Source organism: Citrobacter sp. JUb117 (assembly GCF_024809055.1).
In the GTDB taxonomy this organism is placed as follows: Bacteria; Pseudomonadota; Gammaproteobacteria; order Enterobacterales; family Enterobacteriaceae; genus Citrobacter; species Citrobacter gillenii.
Window position 1 is genome coordinate 63,443 of record NZ_JANUFB010000011.1, and the last position, 19,265, is coordinate 82,707.

A 19,265-nucleotide genomic window follows, 5' to 3' on the forward strand; every position below is an offset into this window, starting at 1 on the left:
GCTCAAAATGAGAGCACGGTTGGTGTGAAACGTAGGGACACATGCTATCAATGTAAGTTGGTTTTGAAACAACATTTCAATTAAGGAGTCGACAACGTGACGGGTCAATCGCAATTTGCTGGCGTCTGGTGTCCTTCCATTACGCCAATGGACAATGACGGCAAGATCGATTTCAACGGTCTGAGCCAGCATCTCAAACGCCTTACCGAGGCACAGATCGACGTTATTTTGCTGATGGGAAGCATTGGGGAATTTGCCTCCTTTACGCTCGACGAAAGGCTGCAGTTGATCCGTGAAGCCCGAGCTATGAGCTCGCTGAAGATGGTCGCCAACGTCTCATCCACCTGCCAGAATGATGTGCTACTGATGGCGCAGGAAGCGTATCACGCGGGATACGATGCCGTCATGATCCTGCCACCTTACTATTACGGACAAACGGCAACGCAGCTGCTGAGCTACTTCCGCCAGTTAGGGCAACAACTCAGCGGTCAATGGTTTGCCTATAACTTCCCGGCCCGTACCGGTTGTGATTTAACACCTGAGCTGGTTGCTACCCTGGCCGGGGAATTCCCGAACTTCGCCGGTATCAAAGACACCGTGGACTGCCAGTCCCATACCCGCAGTATGATTCAGACCACCCGCGCTGTACGCAAAGATTTTGCCGTACTCTCCGGTTACGACGAATATTACATCCCCAACCTGCTGGCAGGCGGCGCAGGGATTATTTCTGGCCTAAATAACGTGATGCCTGAGCTGTTTGTCCACGCACGCGAGGCGTTTAAACAGGGCGACCTGGCAGCGTTGCGTGATATTCAGGATAAGATTGGCACGTACATGTCCATCTACGCTATTGGCGAGGATTTTGTCACCACCATTAAAACCGTGGTGTCGCGTAAGTTTGGCTATTGCACCAGCGTTTCGCGTAATGCAGGTGGGGAGTTAAACGAGGACCAATGCCGAATAATTGATGAGGTGTTTGGGCGTTAATATTACCCGGCCCGCATCATGATGTGGGCCGGGTAAGTGCATCAGGCAATACAGCGTTACCGCTCTACGCCATCAGGTTGTATGGGGCTTATTTTTTCGCCGCGAAACGCGCGGCAGCTTCGTCCCAGTTAACCACGTCCCAGAATGCTTTGATGTAGTCCGGGCGACGGTTCTGGAATTTCAGGTAGTAAGCGTGTTCCCAAACGTCCAGGCCCACGATCGGGAAGCCGGAAGCGCCAGAGATAGCCTCACCCATCAGCGGGGAATCCTGGTTGGCAGTAGAAACCACAGCCAGTTTGTCACCTTTCAGTACCAGCCATGCCCAGCCAGAACCGAAACGGGTTGCCGCTGCTTTTTCAAATTCAGCTTTGAAGTTATCAACAGAGCCAAAGTCGCGTTCGATAGCCGCTTTCAGGTCACCCTGCAGCGTAGTACCGGTTTTCAGACCTTTCCAGAACAGGCTGTGGTTAGCGTGGCCGCCTGCGTTGTTACGCAGTACGGTTTTCTTATCCGCTGGCAGCTGATCCAGTTTAGTGATCAGCTCTTCAACAGGCAGGCTAGCGAATTCAGGCAGGCTTTCCAGCGCAGCGTTCGCGTTGTTTACATAGGCCTGGTGGTGCTTGGTATGGTGGATTTCCATCGTCTGCTTATCAAAGTGCGGTTCAAGGGCATCATAAGCGTACGGCAGGGATGGCAGTGTATAACTCATAATCATCTCCAGTATTGTCGGGCGGCCAGTGTTAACGCCGCGTAAGCAGTTGAGTCATTATAGTTAATTAAATGATATTGAAAATGATTATCAATGCCGTACTTTTTACAGGGCTATTGCAAGATGAAAATGTGAGCGCCACCGGGAAAATCAGGCGAATTTTGCCAACCTGCGTAGGAAACAGGCAGCGACATAAAGGACATGGGAGACAAAGCACGAGATAGTCTGCGGATTATCTCACAAGGAAATATTGCTATGTCTGTCAACATCGCCCTTTTCGGAATCGGCCTCGACACATACTGGCCCCAGTTTGCTGGCCTGGAGTCACGCTTGCAGGGTTACCTGCAAACGATTGATGAGCGTCTGACGGCGCAACAGGCCACCGTCATTAATGGCGGCCTGATTGATAACGTCGATAAAGCCGATGATCTTATCAGGCGATTACAACAGCAGCCGGTCGATGCAGTCTGTCTTTACATTAGCACCTACGCACTCAGCGCAACGGTTCTGCCCCTTGTACAGAGTATCAATAAGCCAGTTATTATTATGGCCCTACAGCCGGAGCCTGGTCTGCCCTATTCGGCAATCCGCCAAATTCCCGATCGGGGCGGACGTACTGGAGAGTGGCTGGCGCACTGCCAGGCCTGCAGCGCGCCCGAACTGGCAAACGTATTTAATCGTGCGAATATCCGCTTTCAGTTGATTGTTGGTGCGTTACAGGGCGATGAGTACGTCTGGCAACAAATGGCACAGTGGTTACAGGCCCTTAATGCCCGCCAGATGCTGGCAAACTGTCAGGTCGGCGTACTCGGACACTATTATGACGGCATGGTGGACGTTTACAGCAATATGACGAACCTGTCCGCCAAATTAGGCGTACGCTTTAAGCCACTGGAAATGTGTGAGCTGGCGGAATACCGCGAGCAGGTCAGCGAGACAGATCTCAGCGTCAAACAACAGGAAATGTACCGTGTGCTTCAGCTGGATCCGACATGCGAACCGGCAGAGCTTGATCGCGCACTTACCACCGCCTGCGCCATGGATAAACTGATTGCCCAGAACACACTCGGTGCACTGGCCTACTACTACGAAGGTAGAAACGGCAATGCTTACGAGAACATCATCACCTCAATCATTCTTGGCAACACACTACTCACCCACCGTGGTATTCCCGTGGCAGGTGAATATGAAATCAAAAATGTACTGGCGATGAAAATTCAGCAGCTTCTGGGGGCGGGTGGTTCATTCTCTGAGCCATATGGAATTGAATTTATTGATGATGTTGTATTGTGGGGACATGATGGCCCGGCGCACCCGCTGATGGCCGATGGTCCGGTGCGTCTGGTTCCGCTGCCGGTTTATCATGGTAAACCGGGTAAAGGTGTGTCTATCCAGATGACCGTGAAACCGGGCCCGGTAACCTTTCTTTCGGTCATTGAAGATGCCGAAAACGGGGTGCGTTTGCAGTATGCCGAAGGGGAAGCAGTGGCAGGTGAAGTCCTGGATATCGGCAATACCAACAGCCGCTATCGCTTCCCGTTATCGGCTCGCGATTTCACCACACAATGGTGCATGGGCGGTCCAGCCCATCATTGCAGCATTGGCCTTGGTCATCATGGTGAGGTACTGGAAAAACTCGCCTGGCTACTGGGTATTCAGACGGTAAAAATCTGCTAACCCTTAATATTATCGCCCTTCTCAAAAAAGAGGGGCGGATCAGCATTTGTGATCAACATCCTTTTCATCCCCTGAATTTTGCCAGCATTGCCCATCCTACGGCAGCATGCTGAAGGTTAATTCATTGCTCACTCTTTAGACTTTTGAATATCAAAACGGGTGATTTTCATCCAGCCAGAACGACAATTTAAAAGGAACCAGAATGGGTAACGCAATTACGATGGGGATATTATGGCATCTTATCGGTGCCGCTAGTGCCGCTTGTTTTTATGCCCCTTTTAAAAAGGTACAACACTGGTCCTGGGAGACTATGTGGTCCATAGGCGGTTTTGTTTCATGGTTGATCCTGCCCTGGCTCGTCAGCGCAATCCTGCTGCCAGACTTCTGGGCCTATTACAGTTCATTCAGCGCATCCACACTACTGCCGGTATTTTTATTCGGCGCAATGTGGGGGATCGGTAATATCAACTATGGTCTGACCATGCGCTATCTCGGCATGTCGATGGGGATCGGCATCGCTATCGGCATTACGCTGATTGTTGGCACCTTAATGACACCAATCATTGCCGGTAAATTTGACGTGCTCATCGGCACGCCGGGTGGGCGTATGACCCTGCTTGGTGTGCTGGTCGCGCTGATCGGCGTGGCGATAGTCACTCGAGCAGGACAGTTAAAAGAACGCAAGATGGGTATCAAAGCCGAAGAGTTCAACCTGAAAAAAGGTCTAATACTGGCGGTGATGTGCGGCTTTTTCTCCGCAGGGATGTCCTTTGCCATGGATGCGGCTAAACCGATGCACGAAGCCGCCGCTGCGCTCGGTATCGATCCTTTGTATGTCGCTCTGCCAAGCTACGTAGTCATTATGGGCGGCGGTGCGGTGATCAACCTGGGATTCTGCTTCATTCGTCTGGCAAAAATGAAGAACCTGTCGGTAAAAGCCGACTTCTCGTTAGCAAAACCACTTATTATCAGCAACATCCTGTTCTCGGCCCTTGCCGGTCTGATGTGGTATCTCCAGTTCTTCTTTTACGCCTGGGGCCATGCCAAAATTCCAGCGCAGTATGACTACATGAGCTGGATGCTGCACATGAGTTTCTACGTCCTGTGCGGCGGTATCGTCGGCCTGATCATGAAAGAGTGGAGCAATGCGGGAAAACGCCCTGTCAGCGTGCTGAGCCTCGGCTGCGTGGTGATTATCCTTGCCGCAAACATTGTCGGTCTGGGAATGGCCAGCTAGTCCTGCGGATTACTGAGATGACGCCACTGGCTCGGCGTCATCCCGGTTTCTCGCGTAAACACCACCGAAAAGTAGTTACTGTCCTCAAAGCCACAACGCATAGAAATCTCACCAATCATCAACTTGCTATGTTGCAGCAAATACTGAGCGTGGCAGACCCGCACCTGTCGAAGATACTGGTTGATGGTCATTCCAGTCTGGCTGCGAAACTGCTGACGCAGCACGCGCTCGCTGCACTGCTCCCGTTGACAGAATTTATCCAGTTCAAAGGTATGCTCATGGCTGCCGGCCAGCGCAGTGATCAGCTTATCCAGCAGTGTCTCACTGGTGGTGGCCGGGAGCCTATCCGTGGCATAACGATGGCGCTTGAGAAGCGTCACCAACTGTCCGAACAACAGCTCCGCCATATCATTACATAACGGATCGCGCTGCTGGCTTTCGTGTTCCAGTTGGCTAATCACCTGTCGAGCCTGAGCCATACCGGCACTGCCCAGCCGCCAGTGGGGCTGGCACGGCGTGCCGTTGTTAAAACCAGGGATCACATCTTCCCATCCCAGATTCAGCGTCAACCGCTCAGGGCAGTAGATAATATTCTGCAGGACGAGGTCGTTAACAGAGGTGTACGAGTGTTTGTCTGCGGCGCGAATGTAAAACAGATCGCCACGGGTTATTCGATACGGCCGATCGTTGAGAACATGCAGACCATTGCCACGCCAGACCATCACCAGCTCACAAAACTCATGAGTATGTTCGGCAAACACATCCTGCGGATAGCGATCGGCGACGGCGACGGCCTGCTGTTCGCTCGCAAAAAAGTCTGATTTCAGAAGGACTAGCTGATTCGCCACCACATCACCTCAACCTTAACGCTTGCCGGATGCGCTGCGCTTATTCGGCCTACAGGGCATCCATGTAGGCCGGACAAGGCGCAGCCGCCATCCGGCATTAAAGGGTATGATTATCAGCAAACGGACGGTAAAAAACGTTGATAGCTTTCGCGTTACTGGAGGCTGCTTCCGGCCATGACGTCGCGGCCCTGGCGAATATCGCGCGGTGACCAGTTAAACTCCCGGCGAAATAGCGTCGAAAAGTGGTTACTGTCGCCAAAACCGCAGCGATAAGCGATGTCCGTAACGCTGTCATCGCTATGGCGCAATAAGTGCCGTGCTTTGATTAGCCGCAGGCGATTGAGATAGCGCTGCGGCGTCAGCCCGGTTTGCTGTTTGAGCTGACGGTGCAAAGTGCGTAAAGAGAGCGAAAACTGCTCAGCCACCGCATCCCAGCAGACTTCGTCGGCAAAATTATCTTCCAGCCACGCCATCAGCCGGTTTAGTCGCGCATCGTTATCCGCTGCCGCTTCCATCAGACTACTTTTGCGTAGCAGCACCAGCAGTTGCATAAACAGGATCTCGCGATTGGCCGCCGTCGGCGTATCCATCTCCTCACCAAGATGCTCTATTTGCCCCACCAAGTGACGGACCTGCTGCAGTACGCCCTGATTCACGCGCCAGTGGGACGGATACTGACCGTTCTGCTCCTGAGGTAACAACTGGTTTAACCCGGCCAGAAACTGAAACGCATCAGGGGAACGATACAGTACATTTGTCAGGCACAGGTTGTCAGTATGTTCATATAAGTGTCTGTCATGATCGCGGACAAAACAGACCGTCCCGCCGCTAATGGTGTAGGGCTGTCCATTGAAAACATGAATACCTGTTCCATGCTCAACTATCACAATCTCATGAAAATCATGATGATGCTCGGGAAAAGCAGTCTGGGGCAGTCGCGGTTCGATCGCCACAGGCGCTTTACCTGTCGGAAAAAAATCCACGCAATGCAGTACGGTCATGATGACTTCCTTCCAGATCAAATGAACATGGCTGCATAGTAATTAAGGGTTATGACCCTCACCTTAAATTTTTGACGCCAAAGTGCGTAAACACGGTTAATTCTTCAAGAAACGACAGGAAAGATCGGGAAATGCGGAAGGGGTCACATCAGACAAAATCCCGCCCATTACACGAAACTGTGAACAGCATCACGTTCACCTTTGCCATGCTGCCAGCGGCTTATTGTGACTGTCACTAACAAGAAGGTACGCCGTTCCAGGGGTTCTTAGACTGAGTGCAATAAAACTCAGAAGGACCTCGCTATGACTCTTCGCCATTGTGTCGCTGTCGATCTCGGCGCATCCAGCGGACGCGTAATGCTGGCACGTTACGACAGTGACCACCGCACCCTGACGCTGCGTGAAATCCACCGTTTCGCGAACTGTCTGCAAAAAACAGACGGTTTTGACACCTGGGATATCGACAGCCTGGAAAACGACATTCGCCTGGGGCTGAAGAAGGTCTGCGATCAAGGCATCCTGATTGACAGCGTCGGGATTGATACCTGGGGCGTGGATTACGTCCTGATCGGTAAAGACGGTCAGCGCGTCGGTCTGCCGGTCTCTTACCGCGACAGCCGCACTACCGGCGTGATGTCGCAAGCTTTAGCGCAACTGGGTAACAGCGAGATCTATCGTCGGAGCGGCATTCAGTTTCTGCCCTTTAACACCCTGTATCAGCTCCGCGCGCTGGTCGAACAGCAGCCAGAGCTGGTCCCGCAGGTGGCGCATGCCCTGATGATCCCCGACTACTTCGGCTACCGCCTGACCGGCGAAATGAACTGGGAATATACCAACGCCACCACTACGCAGTTGGTCAATATCAACACCGACGACTGGGATGACACCCTGCTGGCATGGACCGGCGCAGACAAAGCCTGGTTTGGTCGCCCAACGCATCCGGGGAACGTGATTGGTCACTGGATCTGCCCGCAGAAAAATCAGATCCCGGTGGTTGCCGTCGCCAGCCACGACACCGCCAGCGCGGTCATCGCTTCACCGCTGGCCGATAACAACAGCGCTTATCTCTCTTCCGGTACCTGGTCCCTGATGGGGTTTGAGAGCAAAACACCGTATGCCAACGAGGCCGCGCTGGCGGCAAATATCACCAACGAAGGCGGCGCGGAAGGACGTTACCGCGTGCTGAAAAATATTATGGGGCTGTGGCTGCTGCAACGCGTATTAAAAGAGCGGCAGATTACCGACCTGCCCGCGCTGATCGCGAAAACCGAAGCGCTACCGGCCTGCCAATTCCTGGTCAACCCGAATGACGATCGCTTTATCAACCCAGTTGATATGAGCGCAGAAATCCAGGCCGCATGCCGCGAATCCGGTCAACCCGTTCCGGTTCAGGATGCTGAGTTGGCGCGCTGTATTTTCGACAGTCTGGCGCTGCTGTATGCCGACGTCCTGCAGGAACTGGCACACCTTCGTGGTCACGCCTTCAACCAACTGCACATTGTTGGCGGCGGCTGCCAGAACGCCCTGCTCAACCAACTGTGCGCGGATGCATGCGGTATCCGCGTCATGTCCGGGCCTGTTGAGGCCTCTACGCTCGGCAATATTGGCGTTCAGCTGATGACGCTGGACGAACTTAACAACGTCGATGATTTCCGCCAGGTGGTGACCGCTAACTACGACCTGACAACCTTCATCCCAAATACTGACAGTGAAATTGCCCGCTACCAGGCGCAGTTTCAATCAACACGACAGACAAAGGAGCTTTGCGCATGACCACTCAACTTGAACAAGCCTGGGAACTGGCAAAACTGCGTTTCGCCGCGGTAGGTATCGATGTCGAGGAGGCATTACGCCAGCTCGATCGTCTGCCGGTCTCCATGCACTGCTGGCAGGGCGATGATGTCGCCGGATTCGAAAACCCGGAAGGTTCGCTCACCGGCGGTATTCAGGCCACCGGTAACTATCCAGGTAAAGCGCGTAACGCCGTTGAACTGCGCGCCGATCTGGAGCAGGCACTGAGCCTGATCCCGGGTCCTAAGCGTCTGAACCTGCACGCTATCTACCTGGAATCCGATACCCCGGTATCCCGTGACCAAATCAAACCTGAACACTTTAAAAACTGGGTGGAATGGGCGAAAGCGAACCAGTTAGGGCTGGATTTCAACCCGTCCTGCTTCTCGCATCCGTTGAGTGCCGACGGTTTCACACTGGCACACGCTGACGACAGCATCCGCCAGTTCTGGATTGACCACTGCAAAGCCAGCCGTCGCGTCTCCGCGTACTTTGGCGAACAGCTGGGTACGCCGTCGGTGATGAACATCTGGATCCCGGATGGCATGAAAGACATCACCATTGACCGCCTGGCACCACGCCAGCGCCTGCTGGAAGCCCTGGACGACGTCATCAGCGAGAAATTCGACCCGGCGCATCATATTGATGCCGTCGAGAGCAAACTGTTTGGTATCGGCGCAGAAAGCTACACCGTTGGCTCCAACGAGTTTTACATGGGCTACGCCACCAGCCGCCAGACCGCACTGTGCCTGGATGCAGGTCACTTCCATCCGACTGAAGTGATTTCCGACAAGATCTCTGCCGCCATGCTGTACGTGCCGCGCCTGCTGCTGCACGTCAGCCGTCCGGTGCGCTGGGACAGCGACCACGTGGTATTGCTGGATGATGAAACTCAGGCGATTGCCAGCGAGATCGTACGCCATAACCTGTTCGACCGCGTACACATTGGCCTCGACTTCTTCGACGCCTCCATCAACCGCATTGCCGCATGGGTGATCGGCACTCGCAATATGAAGAAAGCCCTGCTGCGTGCGCTGTTAGAACCCACTGAGCAACTGCGCCAACTCGAAGCTAGCGGCGACTACACCGCCCGCCTGGCCCTGCTGGAAGAACAGAAATCGCTGCCATGGCAGGCCGTCTGGGAGATGTATTGCCAGCGTCACGACACCCCAGCCGGCAGCCAGTGGCTGGACAATGTCCGCACGTATGAAAAAGACGTACTGAGCAAGCGTAGCTAAAGGCGCTGACTGCCTTGTAGGCCGGATAAGGTGCGTTAGCGCCGCCATCCGGCAACGTACAAAACACTACGCCGGATGGCGCTGCGCTTATCCGGCCTACGTAAGACCCGACACCCGTTCGGGCAATAAACAGGAACACCGACCATGCAAAACATTACTACCTCCTGGTTCGTCCAGGGGATGATCAAAGCCACTTCTGATGCCTGGCTGAAAGGTTGGGATGAGCGTAACGGCGGCAACCTGACGCTGCGCCTGGATGAGGCTGATATCGCCCCCTTTACCGCTGATTTCCACGAAGAACCGCGCTACATCGCGCTGAGCCAGCCGATGCCGCTGCTGGCTAACACGCCGTTTATCGTTACCGGTTCCGGCAAATTCTTCCGCAACGTCCAGCTCGATCCGGCAGCCAATTTAGGTGTGGTAAAAATCGACAGCGACGGCGCTGGCTACCACATTCTTTGGGGGCTGACCCACGAAGCCGTACCGACCTCCGAACTGCCCGCACACTTCCTTTCCCACTGCGAGCGCATTAAAGCCACCGATGGCAAAGACCGCGTGATCATGCACTGCCATGCCACCAATCTGATTGCTCTGACCTATGTGCTGGAAAACAGCACTGCACTGATCACCCGCAAACTGTGGGAAGGCAGCACCGAATGTCTGGTGGTGTTCCCAGACGGCGTCGGCATTCTGCCGTGGATGGTGCCGGGTACCGACGAAATCGGTGAAGCGACGGCAGTTTCAATGCAGCAGCATTCTCTGGTGTTGTGGCCGTTCCACGGCGTATTTGGCAGTGGCCCGACGCTCGACGAAGCGTTCGGTTTGATAGATACCGCAGAGAAATCGGCCGAAGTTTTAGTCAAAATCTATTCGATGGGCGGTATGAAGCAAACCATCACGCGTGAAGAGCTCATTGCTCTCGGCAAACGTTTTGGCGTGACCCCACTGGCCAGCGCATTAGAGCTGTACTGATACCTCCCTCATTCAACGCCGGATGCGGCTTTGCCTTATCCGGCCTACATGACGGTCCCTATTTAACCGTAGGCCCGATAAGCGAAGCGCCATCGGGCACCAGGGATTTATTATTCAGGAGAATACTTATGAGCTTTATGTTGGCACTGCCAAAAATCAGTCTGCACGGCGCTGGTGCGATTGGTGATATGGTCAACCTCGTGGCGAACAAGCAATGGGGTAAGGCGCTGATCGTAACCGACGGTCAACTGGTCAAACTGGGCCTGCTGGACAGCCTGTTTACCGCCCTTGATGCGCATAAAATGTCGTATCATCTGTTCGACGACGTATTCCCGAACCCAACGGAAGAACTGGTCCAGCAAGGTTTTGCCGCATACCAGGACGCTGAATGTGATTACATCATCGCTTTCGGCGGCGGCAGCCCGATCGATACCGCTAAAGCGGTGAAAATCCTGACCGCCAACCCTGGCCCGTCTACCGCCTATTCCGGCGTGGGCAAAGTTAAAAATGCCGGCGTACCGCTGGTTGCCATTAACACCACCGCGGGTACGGCCGCAGAAATGACCAGCAATGCGGTGATCATTGATTCCGCACGCAAGGTGAAAGAAGTCATCATCGATCCGAACATTATTCCGGATATCGCCGTCGATGACGCCAGCGTGATGCTGGAAATTCCTGCCTCAGTCACCGCCGCTACCGGTATGGACGCCCTGACCCACGCGGTGGAAGCCTATGTTTCTGTTGGCGCGCACCCGTTAACCGACGCCAATGCCCTGGAAGCTATTCGCCTGATCAACCAGTGGCTGCCTAAAGCCGTCGACGAGGGTCACAACCTCGAAGCCCGTGAGCAAATGGCATTTGGTCAGTATCTGGCGGGGATGGCGTTCAACAGTGCAGGTCTGGGTCTGGTGCATGCGCTGGCACACCAGCCGGGCGCGACGCACAATCTGCCGCACGGCGTCTGCAACGCTATCCTGCTGCCGATTATCGAAAACTTTAACCGTCCAAACGCCGTGGCACGCTTTGCCCGCATAGCACAGGCCATGGGGGTTGATACCCGTGGGATGAGCGATGAAGTAGCAAGCATGGAAGCCATCAACGCGATCCGTGCCCTGAGCAAGCGCGTGGGCATTCCGGCAGGCTTCAGCCAGCTAGGCGTGACCAAAGAGGACATTGAGGGGTGGCTGGACAAAGCACTCGCCGATCCGTGCGCACCATGCAATCCGCGCACCGCCAGCCGCGAAGACGTCCGCGCGCTGTATCTGGAGGCGTTATGATCCGCAAAGCCTTTGTGATGCAGGTGAATGCCGACGCGCACGTTGAGTATCAGCGTCGGCATAATCCCATCTGGCCGGAGCTGGAAGCCGTACTGAAAGCCCACGGCGCGCATCACTACGCGATTTATCTCGACCAGGAGCGCAGCCTGCTGTTTGCCACCGTTGAGATTGAATCCGAAGAGCGCTGGAATGCCGTCGCCAGCACCGACGTGTGTCAGCGTTGGTGGAAGCATATGCGTGACGTGATGCCCACCAACCCGGACAACAGCCCGGTGAGCGCGGAATTAAAAGAAGTGTTTTATCTGCAGTAGTATTGTTGGCCGGATAAGGCGCTAACGCGCCGCATCCGGCACAACGCAACATAACAGTTAGTTTTGCTCAGAAACCAGAATCGCTTGGGTATCCGGCTCCAGCGCTTTAAAGATATGTGCCTGGTCCGCGGGATAACAAATGTAATCCCCTTCGCCTAACTCTTCCGGCGCGTCGGTCAGTCCCACCAGCGCCTTCCCCTGCGTCACAATAATATGCTCAACAGACCCCGGCGGATGCGGGTGTGAGATGCGGTCAGCACCCGGTTGCGTCAACAACAGATAGATATCTCGCCGTGCGCCCGGTGGACAGGCCGCCAGTAAAATAGCCTGATAATGGGCCTGCTCCGCCACCACTTTGGTCCCTTCACCCCGGCGTATCACTTGGGTTTTTTGCTCCTGCGGCTCCAGCAATCGCGCAAAGGGAATATCCAGCGCCACACACAGCGACCACAGCGTTTCCAGGCTAGGATTGCCATTGCCCGCCTCCAACTGCGAGAGCGTCGATTTTGCAATACCCGCGCGGCGGGCGATTTCTGCCAGCGACAGACCGGTACGCTGACGTTCACGCACCAGGCTTTTCGCAATCATACTGATGGGTTGGGTCATACATGACTCCATGTTCTTTATATCGAACGAATCGTTCGACTTGTAAAGCAATCTTGTTGCGTTCATTATAATGGAAATTCGTTCGATATGGCTAAAGCAGGATGAAACATTATTTTTCCAGTCTCAAAGGCGACACGATAAAAGCAATATTTTTAGTCTGTCTGGCTGTCGGCGTAGTCGGCATGTCATACGGCTCGCTGGCGATGGCTTACGGCTTCCCGCTGTGGGTGCCGTTTGTGCTATCGATTACAGTGCTGGCGGGTGCGTCTGAGTTTATGTTTATCGGGATTGTTGCCAGCGGTGGTAATCCGCTTGCCGCTGCTGCTGCCGGTTTACTGGTCAACGCACGCCACGTGCCGTTTGGCGTGACGGTACGCGATCTGGTGGGAACGCGGGCCGCCAGTTTCCTCGGCTGCCATATCATGAACGATGAAAGCGTGGTGTTTGGCCTGTCGCAAAAAACGCCGGAGCAGCGCAAAGCCGCCTACTGGCTGTGCGGCCTGGGCGTTGCCATTGTCTGGCCGCTGGGCACGCTGCTTGGGGCGATGGTTGGCAAGCTACTGCCCGCCACAGAAACCATCGGCCTGGATGCCGTTTTCCCTGCCATTCTGCTGGCCTTAGTGGTCCCGGCATTTAAAAACCGTACCACGCTGGTTCGCGCCTGCAGCGGTGCTGCGCTGTCGCTCGCCGCCGTCCCGTTTGCGCCGGTGGGCCTGCCGGTACTGCTTTCACTGTTTGGCTTACTGACGAGGAAAAAATAATGGGCAACATGACGCTGTTTATCGTCGGTATCGCCGTACTCTCTCTGGGAACCTATTTAATGCGTTTAGGCGGAGCAAAGTTGGGGAGCCGTCTGGCATTTTCCACGCGCTCGCAGGCGCTGCTTTCCGATGCCGCGACGGTATTACTGTTCTCCGTCGCCCTGGCGACCACCTTTTACGAAGGTGAGCACTTTGCTGGTATGGCGCGCGTTCTCGGCGTGGGGTTTGCAGTGTTCCTCGCCTGGCGCAAAGTGCCGTTGATTATGGTGATTATCGCCGCTGCTGTGATGACGGCGTTGTTAAGGATGGCGGGAATAAACTAAAAAAGCGCCTCAAGGGCGCTCTTTCGACAGTACTGAGGTATTTTATTTCAGCAGTTCAGCGGTCATATGCACACGGTTACCGCTGTAGGCCTGAGTGATTTTATAATCGCTTGCGCCAGCACGTTCCGCCTGAGCGGCAATTTTTGCTTCAGTGCTTTCCAGAGTTGACCCGGTAGCGGTAACAGACTGAGCAGCGAAAGAACCGAAAGAGGTAGCAAGAGCGATAACTGCGACAAAAGTTTTGATGCTTTTCATGATGTAAACCCTTTAATTTAGTTGTTTGAGTAAGGCACCGTGCCTTGATGTGATAAATAATAGCCCTCACACCGCACAACTAAAAGCGGAAGGATTTGCCTGTCTTATTCAAATTATTTGAGAGATAACATGTCAGCCGAATACGATCAAAAATTGCTGTCAGGCTCGCGAAAAAAACCACTCTCTGCGGGCAGTTGGTTACTGCGTCAGGGTGAAAGGCAAAGCAAAATTTATTATTTACATCATGGCGTTGCCCGTGCGGTGTATCACTCACCCAACGGTTCAGAACGGGTGAAAGAGTTTTACTTCCCGGGTGAATATTGTTTTCTGTACCTGAACTGGCTAACCCACACCTCGGCAGATTACAGCCTGCAAATGATCACCCCGGGCGAAATCAGTGAAATCTCGCTGGCATTGCTGGATGCGCCGGAATATCAGGACATCAAGACACAGCTCCTGGTCCAGCAGTTGATCTACAAAGAGAAAAAAGAACAAATGCTGCTGCTTAATACGCCAGAACAACGCTACCAGTATGTTCAGACACACTTTCCCAGTTGGGAATTGCAGCTCACTCAGCGGGACCTCGCCCACTACATTGGCATTACGCCCGTTAGCCTGTCCCGCATTCGCCAGCGCCTTAACAAAGGTTAACGCATTCGCTTTTCGCATAGATTATTGTCCCGCCACTCTTCACAAGATGGCGCGCATAATGAACGCATTTTTTCTCTCTCAGCTGCTGGCCTGCATCAGCTTTGTGCTGGATATTTCAGCCTTTCATTTCCGGCGTCGGGCGATGACGTTAGTGCTGTTGACCAGCTCAACCAGCCTGCTGGCCATTCATTTTTATCTTTTGCATCAACCCGCCGCCGCAGGATTAATGCTCATCGCCGCCTGTCGTTATGCGATAGCCATCGTGACGCAACGCCGCTGGGCCATGTGGGGATTTATGATGGGGTCACTGCTGTGTAGTGCTTATCTCTGGCAGGGAATGTGGGGCCTGCTGCCGCTCGCAGGAAGCCTGCTGATGACCTATGCGTCGTTTCAGACACAGGGTGGAAAATTACGTGGATACACATTGTGTGGCAGCCTGTGCTGGCTACTGAACAATGCCATCGTCGGCTCGCCCGTTGCTGTCATGATGGAGCTGGCATTCTCAGGCAGCATTGTGGCAGCCTGGTGGCGTTACTCCGCCACCAGACGTTCCGGATGCGTATAAATCGTCGCCCTGCCCGGTTTACAAAAACCCACCAGCGTCAGGTTACAGCGTTCGGCTACTTCTACGGCCAGCGTCGTCGCGGCAGAGACAGCAAACAGAATCTCCACGCCGCACATCGCCGACTTTTGCACCATCTCATAGCTGGCGCGACTGGAGACTAAAACGGCTCCCTGCCGCCATGTTTCACCTTCAATTGCACGCCGCCCGAGCAGTTTATCCAGCGCCACGTGGCGGCCCACATCTTCATGCCCTCCCGCCAGATTCCCCGACGGCTGGACCCAGGCCGCTGCGTGCGTACAGCCCGTCAGTTGCCCCACGGGCTGGAAGTCGTGCAGATGCTTTAACGCGCGATCGAGGTCCGCCAGGTTAAACGTCTGGGTAAACGCCAAAGGCTGAACCGGCTTGCCAATGTCATTGAGCTGTTCCACGCCGCAAACGCCACAACCGGTACGACCGGCCAAAGCTCGACGGCGCTCTTTCAATCCCATAAAACGACGGCTGGACAGCTCAACCTGAACTTCTAATCCGTTACAAGAAGGCACCACTTCCATGCCGTAGATATCCTGCGGGGACTCAATAATGCCTTCAGAAAGTGAAAAGCCCATCGCAAAATGCTCAAGATCTTTCGGTGACGCCATCATCACCACGTGCGAAATCCCGTTGTACACCAACGCAACGGGCACTTCTTCAGCGACGACATCCGGCTGAGGATGTTGCAAATCCTCGCGTTTCCAGAGGGTCAACTGGCGCGATCCCGTCAAAGTTGTCACATTTTCGATGTTTTCTTGAATAATCTTATTCACTTTCTTTTAACCATATTGGAACACACATACCAACATTGTGGTATTCTTTACAAATCCCTCCTGGACGGAGGGAAATTCACCCAATTCTGGACCTTTGCGGTCCCGTCCGCAAAGAAAAATAACAACCACTTCCCTCGCGATCGCGATACACCTACGCGAAGGGAACGTGACAATGTCGAAACAAGGAGCGAACCATGCAGGTCAGCAGAAGGCAGTTCTTTAAGATCTGCGCTGGCGGTATGGCAGGCACCACGGCAGCGGCACTGGGTTTTGCACCCGGCGTAGCGCTAGCGGAAACACGGCAATATAAACTGCTGCGTACCCGCGAAACCCGTAACACCTGCACTTACTGTTCCGTTGGCTGTGGACTGTTAATGTACAGTCTCGGTGACGGTGCGAAAAACGCCAAAGCATCCATCTTCCATATCGAGGGCGATCCGGACCATCCGGTGAACCGTGGCGCACTGTGCCCGAAAGGGGCTGGTCTGGTGGATTTCATCCACTCCGAAAGCCGGCTGAAATTCCCGGAATACCGTGCACCAGGCTCCGATAAGTGGCAACAAATTAGCTGGGATGAGGCATTTGACCGCATCGCGAAGCTGATGAAAGAAGACCGCGACGCTAACTACGTTGCGCAGAACGCCGAAGGCGTCACCGTTAACCGCTGGCTTTCCACCGGGATGCTGTGTGCTTCCGCCTCCAGTAATGAAACCGGCTATTTAACGCAAAAATTCTCCCGCGCGCTGGGTATGCTCGCGGTCGACAACCAGGCGCGCGTCTGACACGGACCAACGGTAGCAAGTCTTGCTCCAACATTTGGTCGCGGTGCGATGACCAACCACTGGGTCGACATTAAAAATGCCAACCTCGTTGTGGTGATGGGCGGTAACGCCGCTGAAGCTCACCCGGTCGGATTCCGCTGGGCGATGGAAGCCAAAATTCACAACGGCGCGAAGCTGATTGTGGTCGATCCTCGCTTTACGCGAACCGCAGCGGTGGCAGATTTCTATGCACCCATTCGTTCCGGTACTGACATTGCCTTCTTGTCAGGCGTCTTGCTGTACCTGCTGAATAACGAAAAATTCAACCGCGAATATACCGAAGCCTACACCAACGCCAGTCTGATTGTGCGTGAAGATTATGGCTTCGAAGATGGCCTTTTCACCGGCTATGACGCGGACAAACGCAAGTACGATAAAACCAGCTGGAACTACGAGCTGGATGAAAAAGGCTTCGCCAAACGCGATGTTACGCTGCAACACCCGCGCTGCGTGTGGAATCTGCTGAAACAGCACGTTTCCCGCTACACGCCGGATGTTGTCGAAAACATTTGCGGTACGCCGAAGGCTGATTTCCTGAAAGTCTGCGAATACATCGCTGAAACCAGCGCCAAAGACAAAACCGCGTCGTTCCTGTACGCGCTGGGCTGGACGCAGCACTCCGTGGGCGCGCAGAACATTCGCACCATGGCGATGATCCAGCTTCTGCTCGGCAATATGGGGATGGCAGGCGGTGGCGTTAACGCCCTGCGCGGTCACTCCAATATTCAGGGTCTGACTGACTTAGGCCTGCTGTCGCAGAGCCTGCCTGGTTACATGACGCTGCCAAGCGAAAAGCAAACCGACCTGCAAACTTACCTTGCGGCCAACACGCCAAAACCGTTGCTGGAAGGTCAGGTAAACTACTGGGGCAACTACCCGAAATTCTTCGTCTCGATGATGAAGGCCTTCTTTGGTGATAAAGCGACAGCGGAAAATAGCTGGGGCTTCGACTGGCTGCCGAAGTGGGATAAAGGGTACGACGTGCTGCAGTACTTCGAGATGATGAACCAGGGCAAAGTGAATGGCTACATCTGCCAGGGCTTCAACCCGGTCGCCTCATTCCCGAACAAAAACAAGGTCGTGGCTTCACTGTCAAAACTGAAGTTCCTGGTGACTATCGACCCACTCAACACCGAAACGTCCACCTTCTGGCAAAACCACGGTGAGTCGAACGATGTGGATCCGTCAAAAATCCAGACCGAAGTGTTCCGTCTGCCGTCCACCTGCTTCGCCGAAGAAAACGGCTCAATCGTTAACTCCGGACGCTGGCTGCAGTGGCACTGGAAAGGCGCGGATGCCCCAGGGATTGCCGCCACCGACGGTGAAATCCTCGCAGGTATCTTCCTGCGCATGCGCAAGATGTACGCCGAACAGGGGGGAGCGAACCCGGAACAGGTGCTGAGCATGACCTGGAACTACTCCACGCCGCATGAACCTGCTTCAGAAGAAGTGGCGATGGAGAGCAACGGTAAAGCCCTGGCTGATATCACCGACCCAGCAACCGGTGCGGTGATCGTCAAGAAAGGCCAACAGCTTAGTTCATTTGCCCAACTGCGCGATGACGGCACTACCTCCAGCGGCTGCTGGATATTTGCCGGTAGCTGGACACCGGAAGGCAACCAGATGGCGCGTCGTGATAACGCCGACCCGTCGGGCCTGGGCAATACGCTGGGCTGGGCATGGGCATGGCCGCTCAACCGCCGTATTCTGTATAACCGCGCCTCCGCTGACCCGCAGGGGAATCCGTGGGATCCAAAACGTCAGATCCTGAAATGGGATGGGGCGAAATGGAGCGGGATGGATATTCCGGACTACAGCGCCGCCGCACCGGGCAGCAACGTCGGGCCGTTTATCATGCAGCCCGAAGGGATGGGACGCCTGTTTGCTATCGATAAGATGGCGGAAGGGCCGTTCCCGGAACACTACGAGCCGTTTGAAACACCGCTGGGCACCAACCCGCTGCACCCGAACGTTATCTCTAACCCGGCTGCCCGTATCTTTAAAGGCGATGAAGAAGCACTGGGCAAAGCGGATAAGTTCCCGTACGTCGGGACGACCTACCGTCTGACCGAGCACTTCCACTACTGGACCAAGCACGCGCTGCTAAACGCCATCGCTCAGCCGGAACAGTTTGTGGAAATTGGCGAGAGGCTGGCGAACAAGCTCGGCATCTCCCACGGCGATACCGTTAAGGTCTCTTCTAACCGCGGCTACATCAAAGCCAAAGCGGTGGTGACCAAACGTATTCGCACGCTGAAGGCCAACGGTCAGGATATCGACACCATCGGTATTCCGATCCACTGGGGCTACGAAGGTGTGGCGAAAAAAGGCTTTATCGCTAACACGTTAACGCCATTCGTCGGTGATGCGAACACGCAGACGCCGGAATTTAAGTCCTTCCTCGTGAACGTGGAAAAGGTGTAACGGAGACG

Annotated in this window: 19 protein-coding genes; 13 read left to right on the top strand and 6 right to left on the bottom strand. The window is 54.5% G+C overall.

Annotated elements, in window-relative coordinates:
* Positions 1 to 96 precede the first annotated feature (96 nt).
* Entirely contained in the window at positions 97 to 987 is an 891-nt protein-coding gene (locus tag M2374_RS20400; protein ID WP_181688586.1) for a dihydrodipicolinate synthase family protein, read from the top strand.
* A gap of 88 nt (positions 988 to 1,075) precedes the next feature.
* Here the strand turns inward: M2374_RS20400 and sodA are convergent, their stop codons facing one another.
* Positions 1,076 to 1,696: a superoxide dismutase [Mn] gene (sodA, locus tag M2374_RS20405; protein ID WP_096758838.1), complete on the bottom strand. Its 621-nt coding sequence runs from the start codon at positions 1,694 to 1,696 to the stop codon at positions 1,076 to 1,078.
* 255 nt (positions 1,697 to 1,951) lie between these two features.
* Between sodA and M2374_RS20410 the strand changes: the two genes are divergently transcribed.
* Together M2374_RS20410 and rhaT are read left to right on the top strand one after the other, a co-directional pair.
* The gene (locus M2374_RS20410) at positions 1,952 to 3,373 is read left to right on the top strand and encodes an L-fucose/L-arabinose isomerase family protein (protein WP_115259795.1); all 1,422 of its coding nucleotides are present in this window, start codon (positions 1,952 to 1,954) and stop codon (positions 3,371 to 3,373) included.
* 202 nt (positions 3,374 to 3,575) lie between these two features.
* The gene (gene rhaT / locus M2374_RS20415; RefSeq protein WP_117343650.1) at positions 3,576 to 4,610 is read left to right on the top strand and encodes an L-rhamnose/proton symporter RhaT; all 1,035 of its coding nucleotides are present in this window, start codon (positions 3,576 to 3,578) and stop codon (positions 4,608 to 4,610) included.
* Here rhaT and rhaR read toward each other — a convergent pair.
* Together rhaR and rhaS are read right to left on the bottom strand one after the other, a co-directional pair.
* On the bottom strand, positions 4,607 to 5,458 hold the full coding sequence (rhaR, locus tag M2374_RS20420; protein ID WP_117343676.1) for an HTH-type transcriptional activator RhaR: 852 nt from the start codon (positions 5,456 to 5,458) through the stop codon (positions 4,607 to 4,609). The genes rhaT and rhaR overlap by 4 nt on opposite strands.
* Before the next feature lie 152 nt (positions 5,459 to 5,610).
* A complete protein-coding gene (rhaS, locus tag M2374_RS20425) occupies positions 5,611 to 6,459 on the bottom strand; it encodes an HTH-type transcriptional activator RhaS (protein ID WP_096758841.1) in 849 nt (282 codons plus the stop codon).
* A gap of 303 nt (positions 6,460 to 6,762) precedes the next feature.
* On the opposite strand from rhaS, the gene rhaB reads away from it, so the two are divergent.
* From rhaB to rhaM, 5 genes are all read left to right on the top strand, one after another.
* Positions 6,763 to 8,232 (top strand): rhamnulokinase, encoded by a 1,470-nt coding sequence (gene rhaB / locus M2374_RS20430; RefSeq protein ID WP_181688587.1) that lies wholly within the window; start codon positions 6,763 to 6,765, stop codon positions 8,230 to 8,232.
* Positions 8,229 to 9,488 carry an L-rhamnose isomerase gene (rhaA, locus tag M2374_RS20435; protein ID WP_137362844.1) on the top strand — a complete coding sequence of 420 codons (1,260 nt, stop codon included), beginning with the start codon at positions 8,229 to 8,231 and terminating at the stop codon, positions 9,486 to 9,488. Before rhaB ends, rhaA begins: the two co-directional genes overlap by 4 nt.
* Positions 9,489 to 9,632: 144 nt before the next feature.
* Positions 9,633 to 10,460: a rhamnulose-1-phosphate aldolase gene (rhaD, locus tag M2374_RS20440; RefSeq protein ID WP_115259799.1), complete on the top strand. Its 828-nt coding sequence runs from the start codon at positions 9,633 to 9,635 to the stop codon at positions 10,458 to 10,460.
* 128 nt (positions 10,461 to 10,588) lie between these two features.
* A complete protein-coding gene (gene fucO / locus M2374_RS20445) occupies positions 10,589 to 11,737 on the top strand; it encodes a lactaldehyde reductase (protein ID WP_146717404.1) in 1,149 nt (382 codons plus the stop codon).
* Positions 11,734 to 12,048, top strand: a complete 315-nt coding sequence (gene rhaM, locus M2374_RS20450; protein WP_096758846.1) for an L-rhamnose mutarotase — start codon at positions 11,734 to 11,736, stop codon at positions 12,046 to 12,048. Before fucO ends, rhaM begins: the two co-directional genes overlap by 4 nt.
* Before the next feature lie 57 nt (positions 12,049 to 12,105).
* On the opposite strand, the gene M2374_RS20455 is transcribed toward rhaM, so the two are convergent.
* On the bottom strand, positions 12,106 to 12,654 hold the full coding sequence (locus M2374_RS20455; RefSeq protein WP_181506369.1) for a helix-turn-helix domain-containing protein: 549 nt from the start codon (positions 12,652 to 12,654) through the stop codon (positions 12,106 to 12,108).
* Positions 12,655 to 12,755: 101 nt separating this feature from the next.
* Here M2374_RS20455 and M2374_RS20460 point away from each other — a divergent pair, with 101 nt between their 5' ends.
* Both M2374_RS20460 and M2374_RS20465 read left to right on the top strand, forming a co-directional pair.
* Entirely contained in the window at positions 12,756 to 13,415 is a 660-nt protein-coding gene (locus tag M2374_RS20460) for an AzlC family ABC transporter permease (protein ID WP_174361467.1), read from the top strand.
* Positions 13,415 to 13,738: an AzlD domain-containing protein gene (locus M2374_RS20465; RefSeq protein WP_137362841.1), complete on the top strand. Its 324-nt coding sequence runs from the start codon at positions 13,415 to 13,417 to the stop codon at positions 13,736 to 13,738. Before M2374_RS20460 ends, M2374_RS20465 begins: the two co-directional genes overlap by 1 nt.
* A 42-nt stretch (positions 13,739 to 13,780) precedes the next feature.
* On the opposite strand, the gene M2374_RS20470 is transcribed toward M2374_RS20465, so the two are convergent.
* On the bottom strand, positions 13,781 to 13,993 hold the full coding sequence (locus M2374_RS20470; protein WP_135912774.1) for a YdgH/BhsA/McbA-like domain containing protein: 213 nt from the start codon (positions 13,991 to 13,993) through the stop codon (positions 13,781 to 13,783).
* 129 nt (positions 13,994 to 14,122) lie between these two features.
* Here M2374_RS20470 and M2374_RS20475 point away from each other — a divergent pair, with 129 nt between their 5' ends.
* Both M2374_RS20475 and M2374_RS20480 read left to right on the top strand, forming a co-directional pair.
* The gene (locus M2374_RS20475) at positions 14,123 to 14,644 is read left to right on the top strand and encodes a Crp/Fnr family transcriptional regulator (protein ID WP_146717406.1); all 522 of its coding nucleotides are present in this window, start codon (positions 14,123 to 14,125) and stop codon (positions 14,642 to 14,644) included.
* Positions 14,645 to 14,702: 58 nt separating this feature from the next.
* Positions 14,703 to 15,209 (top strand): YgjV family protein, encoded by a 507-nt coding sequence (locus M2374_RS20480; RefSeq protein WP_135912907.1) that lies wholly within the window; start codon positions 14,703 to 14,705, stop codon positions 15,207 to 15,209.
* Here M2374_RS20480 and fdhD read toward each other — a convergent pair.
* Positions 15,176 to 16,012, bottom strand: a complete 837-nt coding sequence (fdhD, locus tag M2374_RS20485) for a formate dehydrogenase accessory sulfurtransferase FdhD (protein WP_117343644.1) — start codon at positions 16,010 to 16,012, stop codon at positions 15,176 to 15,178. The two genes, M2374_RS20480 and fdhD, sit on opposite strands and share 34 nt — an antisense overlap.
* Positions 16,013 to 16,206: 194 nt before the next feature.
* Here fdhD and fdnG point away from each other — a divergent pair, with 194 nt between their 5' ends.
* Positions 16,207 to 19,257 (top strand): formate dehydrogenase-N subunit alpha, encoded by a 3,051-nt coding sequence (gene fdnG / locus M2374_RS20490; protein WP_181631694.1) that lies wholly within the window; start codon positions 16,207 to 16,209, stop codon positions 19,255 to 19,257.
* Positions 19,258 to 19,265: the final 8 nt, after the last annotated feature.

Coding starts and splice junctions, on each gene's coding strand:
- sodA (WP_096758838.1), bottom strand. CDS start 1,696: ATGAGTTATACACTGCCATCCCTGCCGTACGCTTATGATGCCCTTGAA.
- M2374_RS20410 (WP_115259795.1), top strand. CDS start 1,952: ATGTCTGTCAACATCGCCCTTTTCGGAATCGGCCTCGACACATACTGG.
- rhaT (WP_117343650.1), top strand. CDS start 3,576: ATGGGTAACGCAATTACGATGGGGATATTATGGCATCTTATCGGTGCC.
- rhaS (WP_096758841.1), bottom strand. CDS start 6,459: ATGACCGTACTGCATTGCGTGGATTTTTTTCCGACAGGTAAAGCGCCT.
- rhaB (WP_181688587.1), top strand. CDS start 6,763: ATGACTCTTCGCCATTGTGTCGCTGTCGATCTCGGCGCATCCAGCGGA.
- rhaA (WP_137362844.1), top strand. CDS start 8,229: ATGACCACTCAACTTGAACAAGCCTGGGAACTGGCAAAACTGCGTTTC.
- rhaD (WP_115259799.1), top strand. CDS start 9,633: ATGCAAAACATTACTACCTCCTGGTTCGTCCAGGGGATGATCAAAGCC.
- fucO (WP_146717404.1), top strand. CDS start 10,589: ATGAGCTTTATGTTGGCACTGCCAAAAATCAGTCTGCACGGCGCTGGT.
- rhaM (WP_096758846.1), top strand. CDS start 11,734: ATGATCCGCAAAGCCTTTGTGATGCAGGTGAATGCCGACGCGCACGTT.
- M2374_RS20455 (WP_181506369.1), bottom strand. CDS start 12,654: ATGACCCAACCCATCAGTATGATTGCGAAAAGCCTGGTGCGTGAACGT.
- M2374_RS20460 (WP_174361467.1), top strand. CDS start 12,756: ATGAAACATTATTTTTCCAGTCTCAAAGGCGACACGATAAAAGCAATA.
- M2374_RS20465 (WP_137362841.1), top strand. CDS start 13,415: ATGGGCAACATGACGCTGTTTATCGTCGGTATCGCCGTACTCTCTCTG.
- M2374_RS20470 (WP_135912774.1), bottom strand. CDS start 13,993: ATGAAAAGCATCAAAACTTTTGTCGCAGTTATCGCTCTTGCTACCTCT.
- M2374_RS20475 (WP_146717406.1), top strand. CDS start 14,123: ATGTCAGCCGAATACGATCAAAAATTGCTGTCAGGCTCGCGAAAAAAA.
- M2374_RS20480 (WP_135912907.1), top strand. CDS start 14,703: ATGAACGCATTTTTTCTCTCTCAGCTGCTGGCCTGCATCAGCTTTGTG.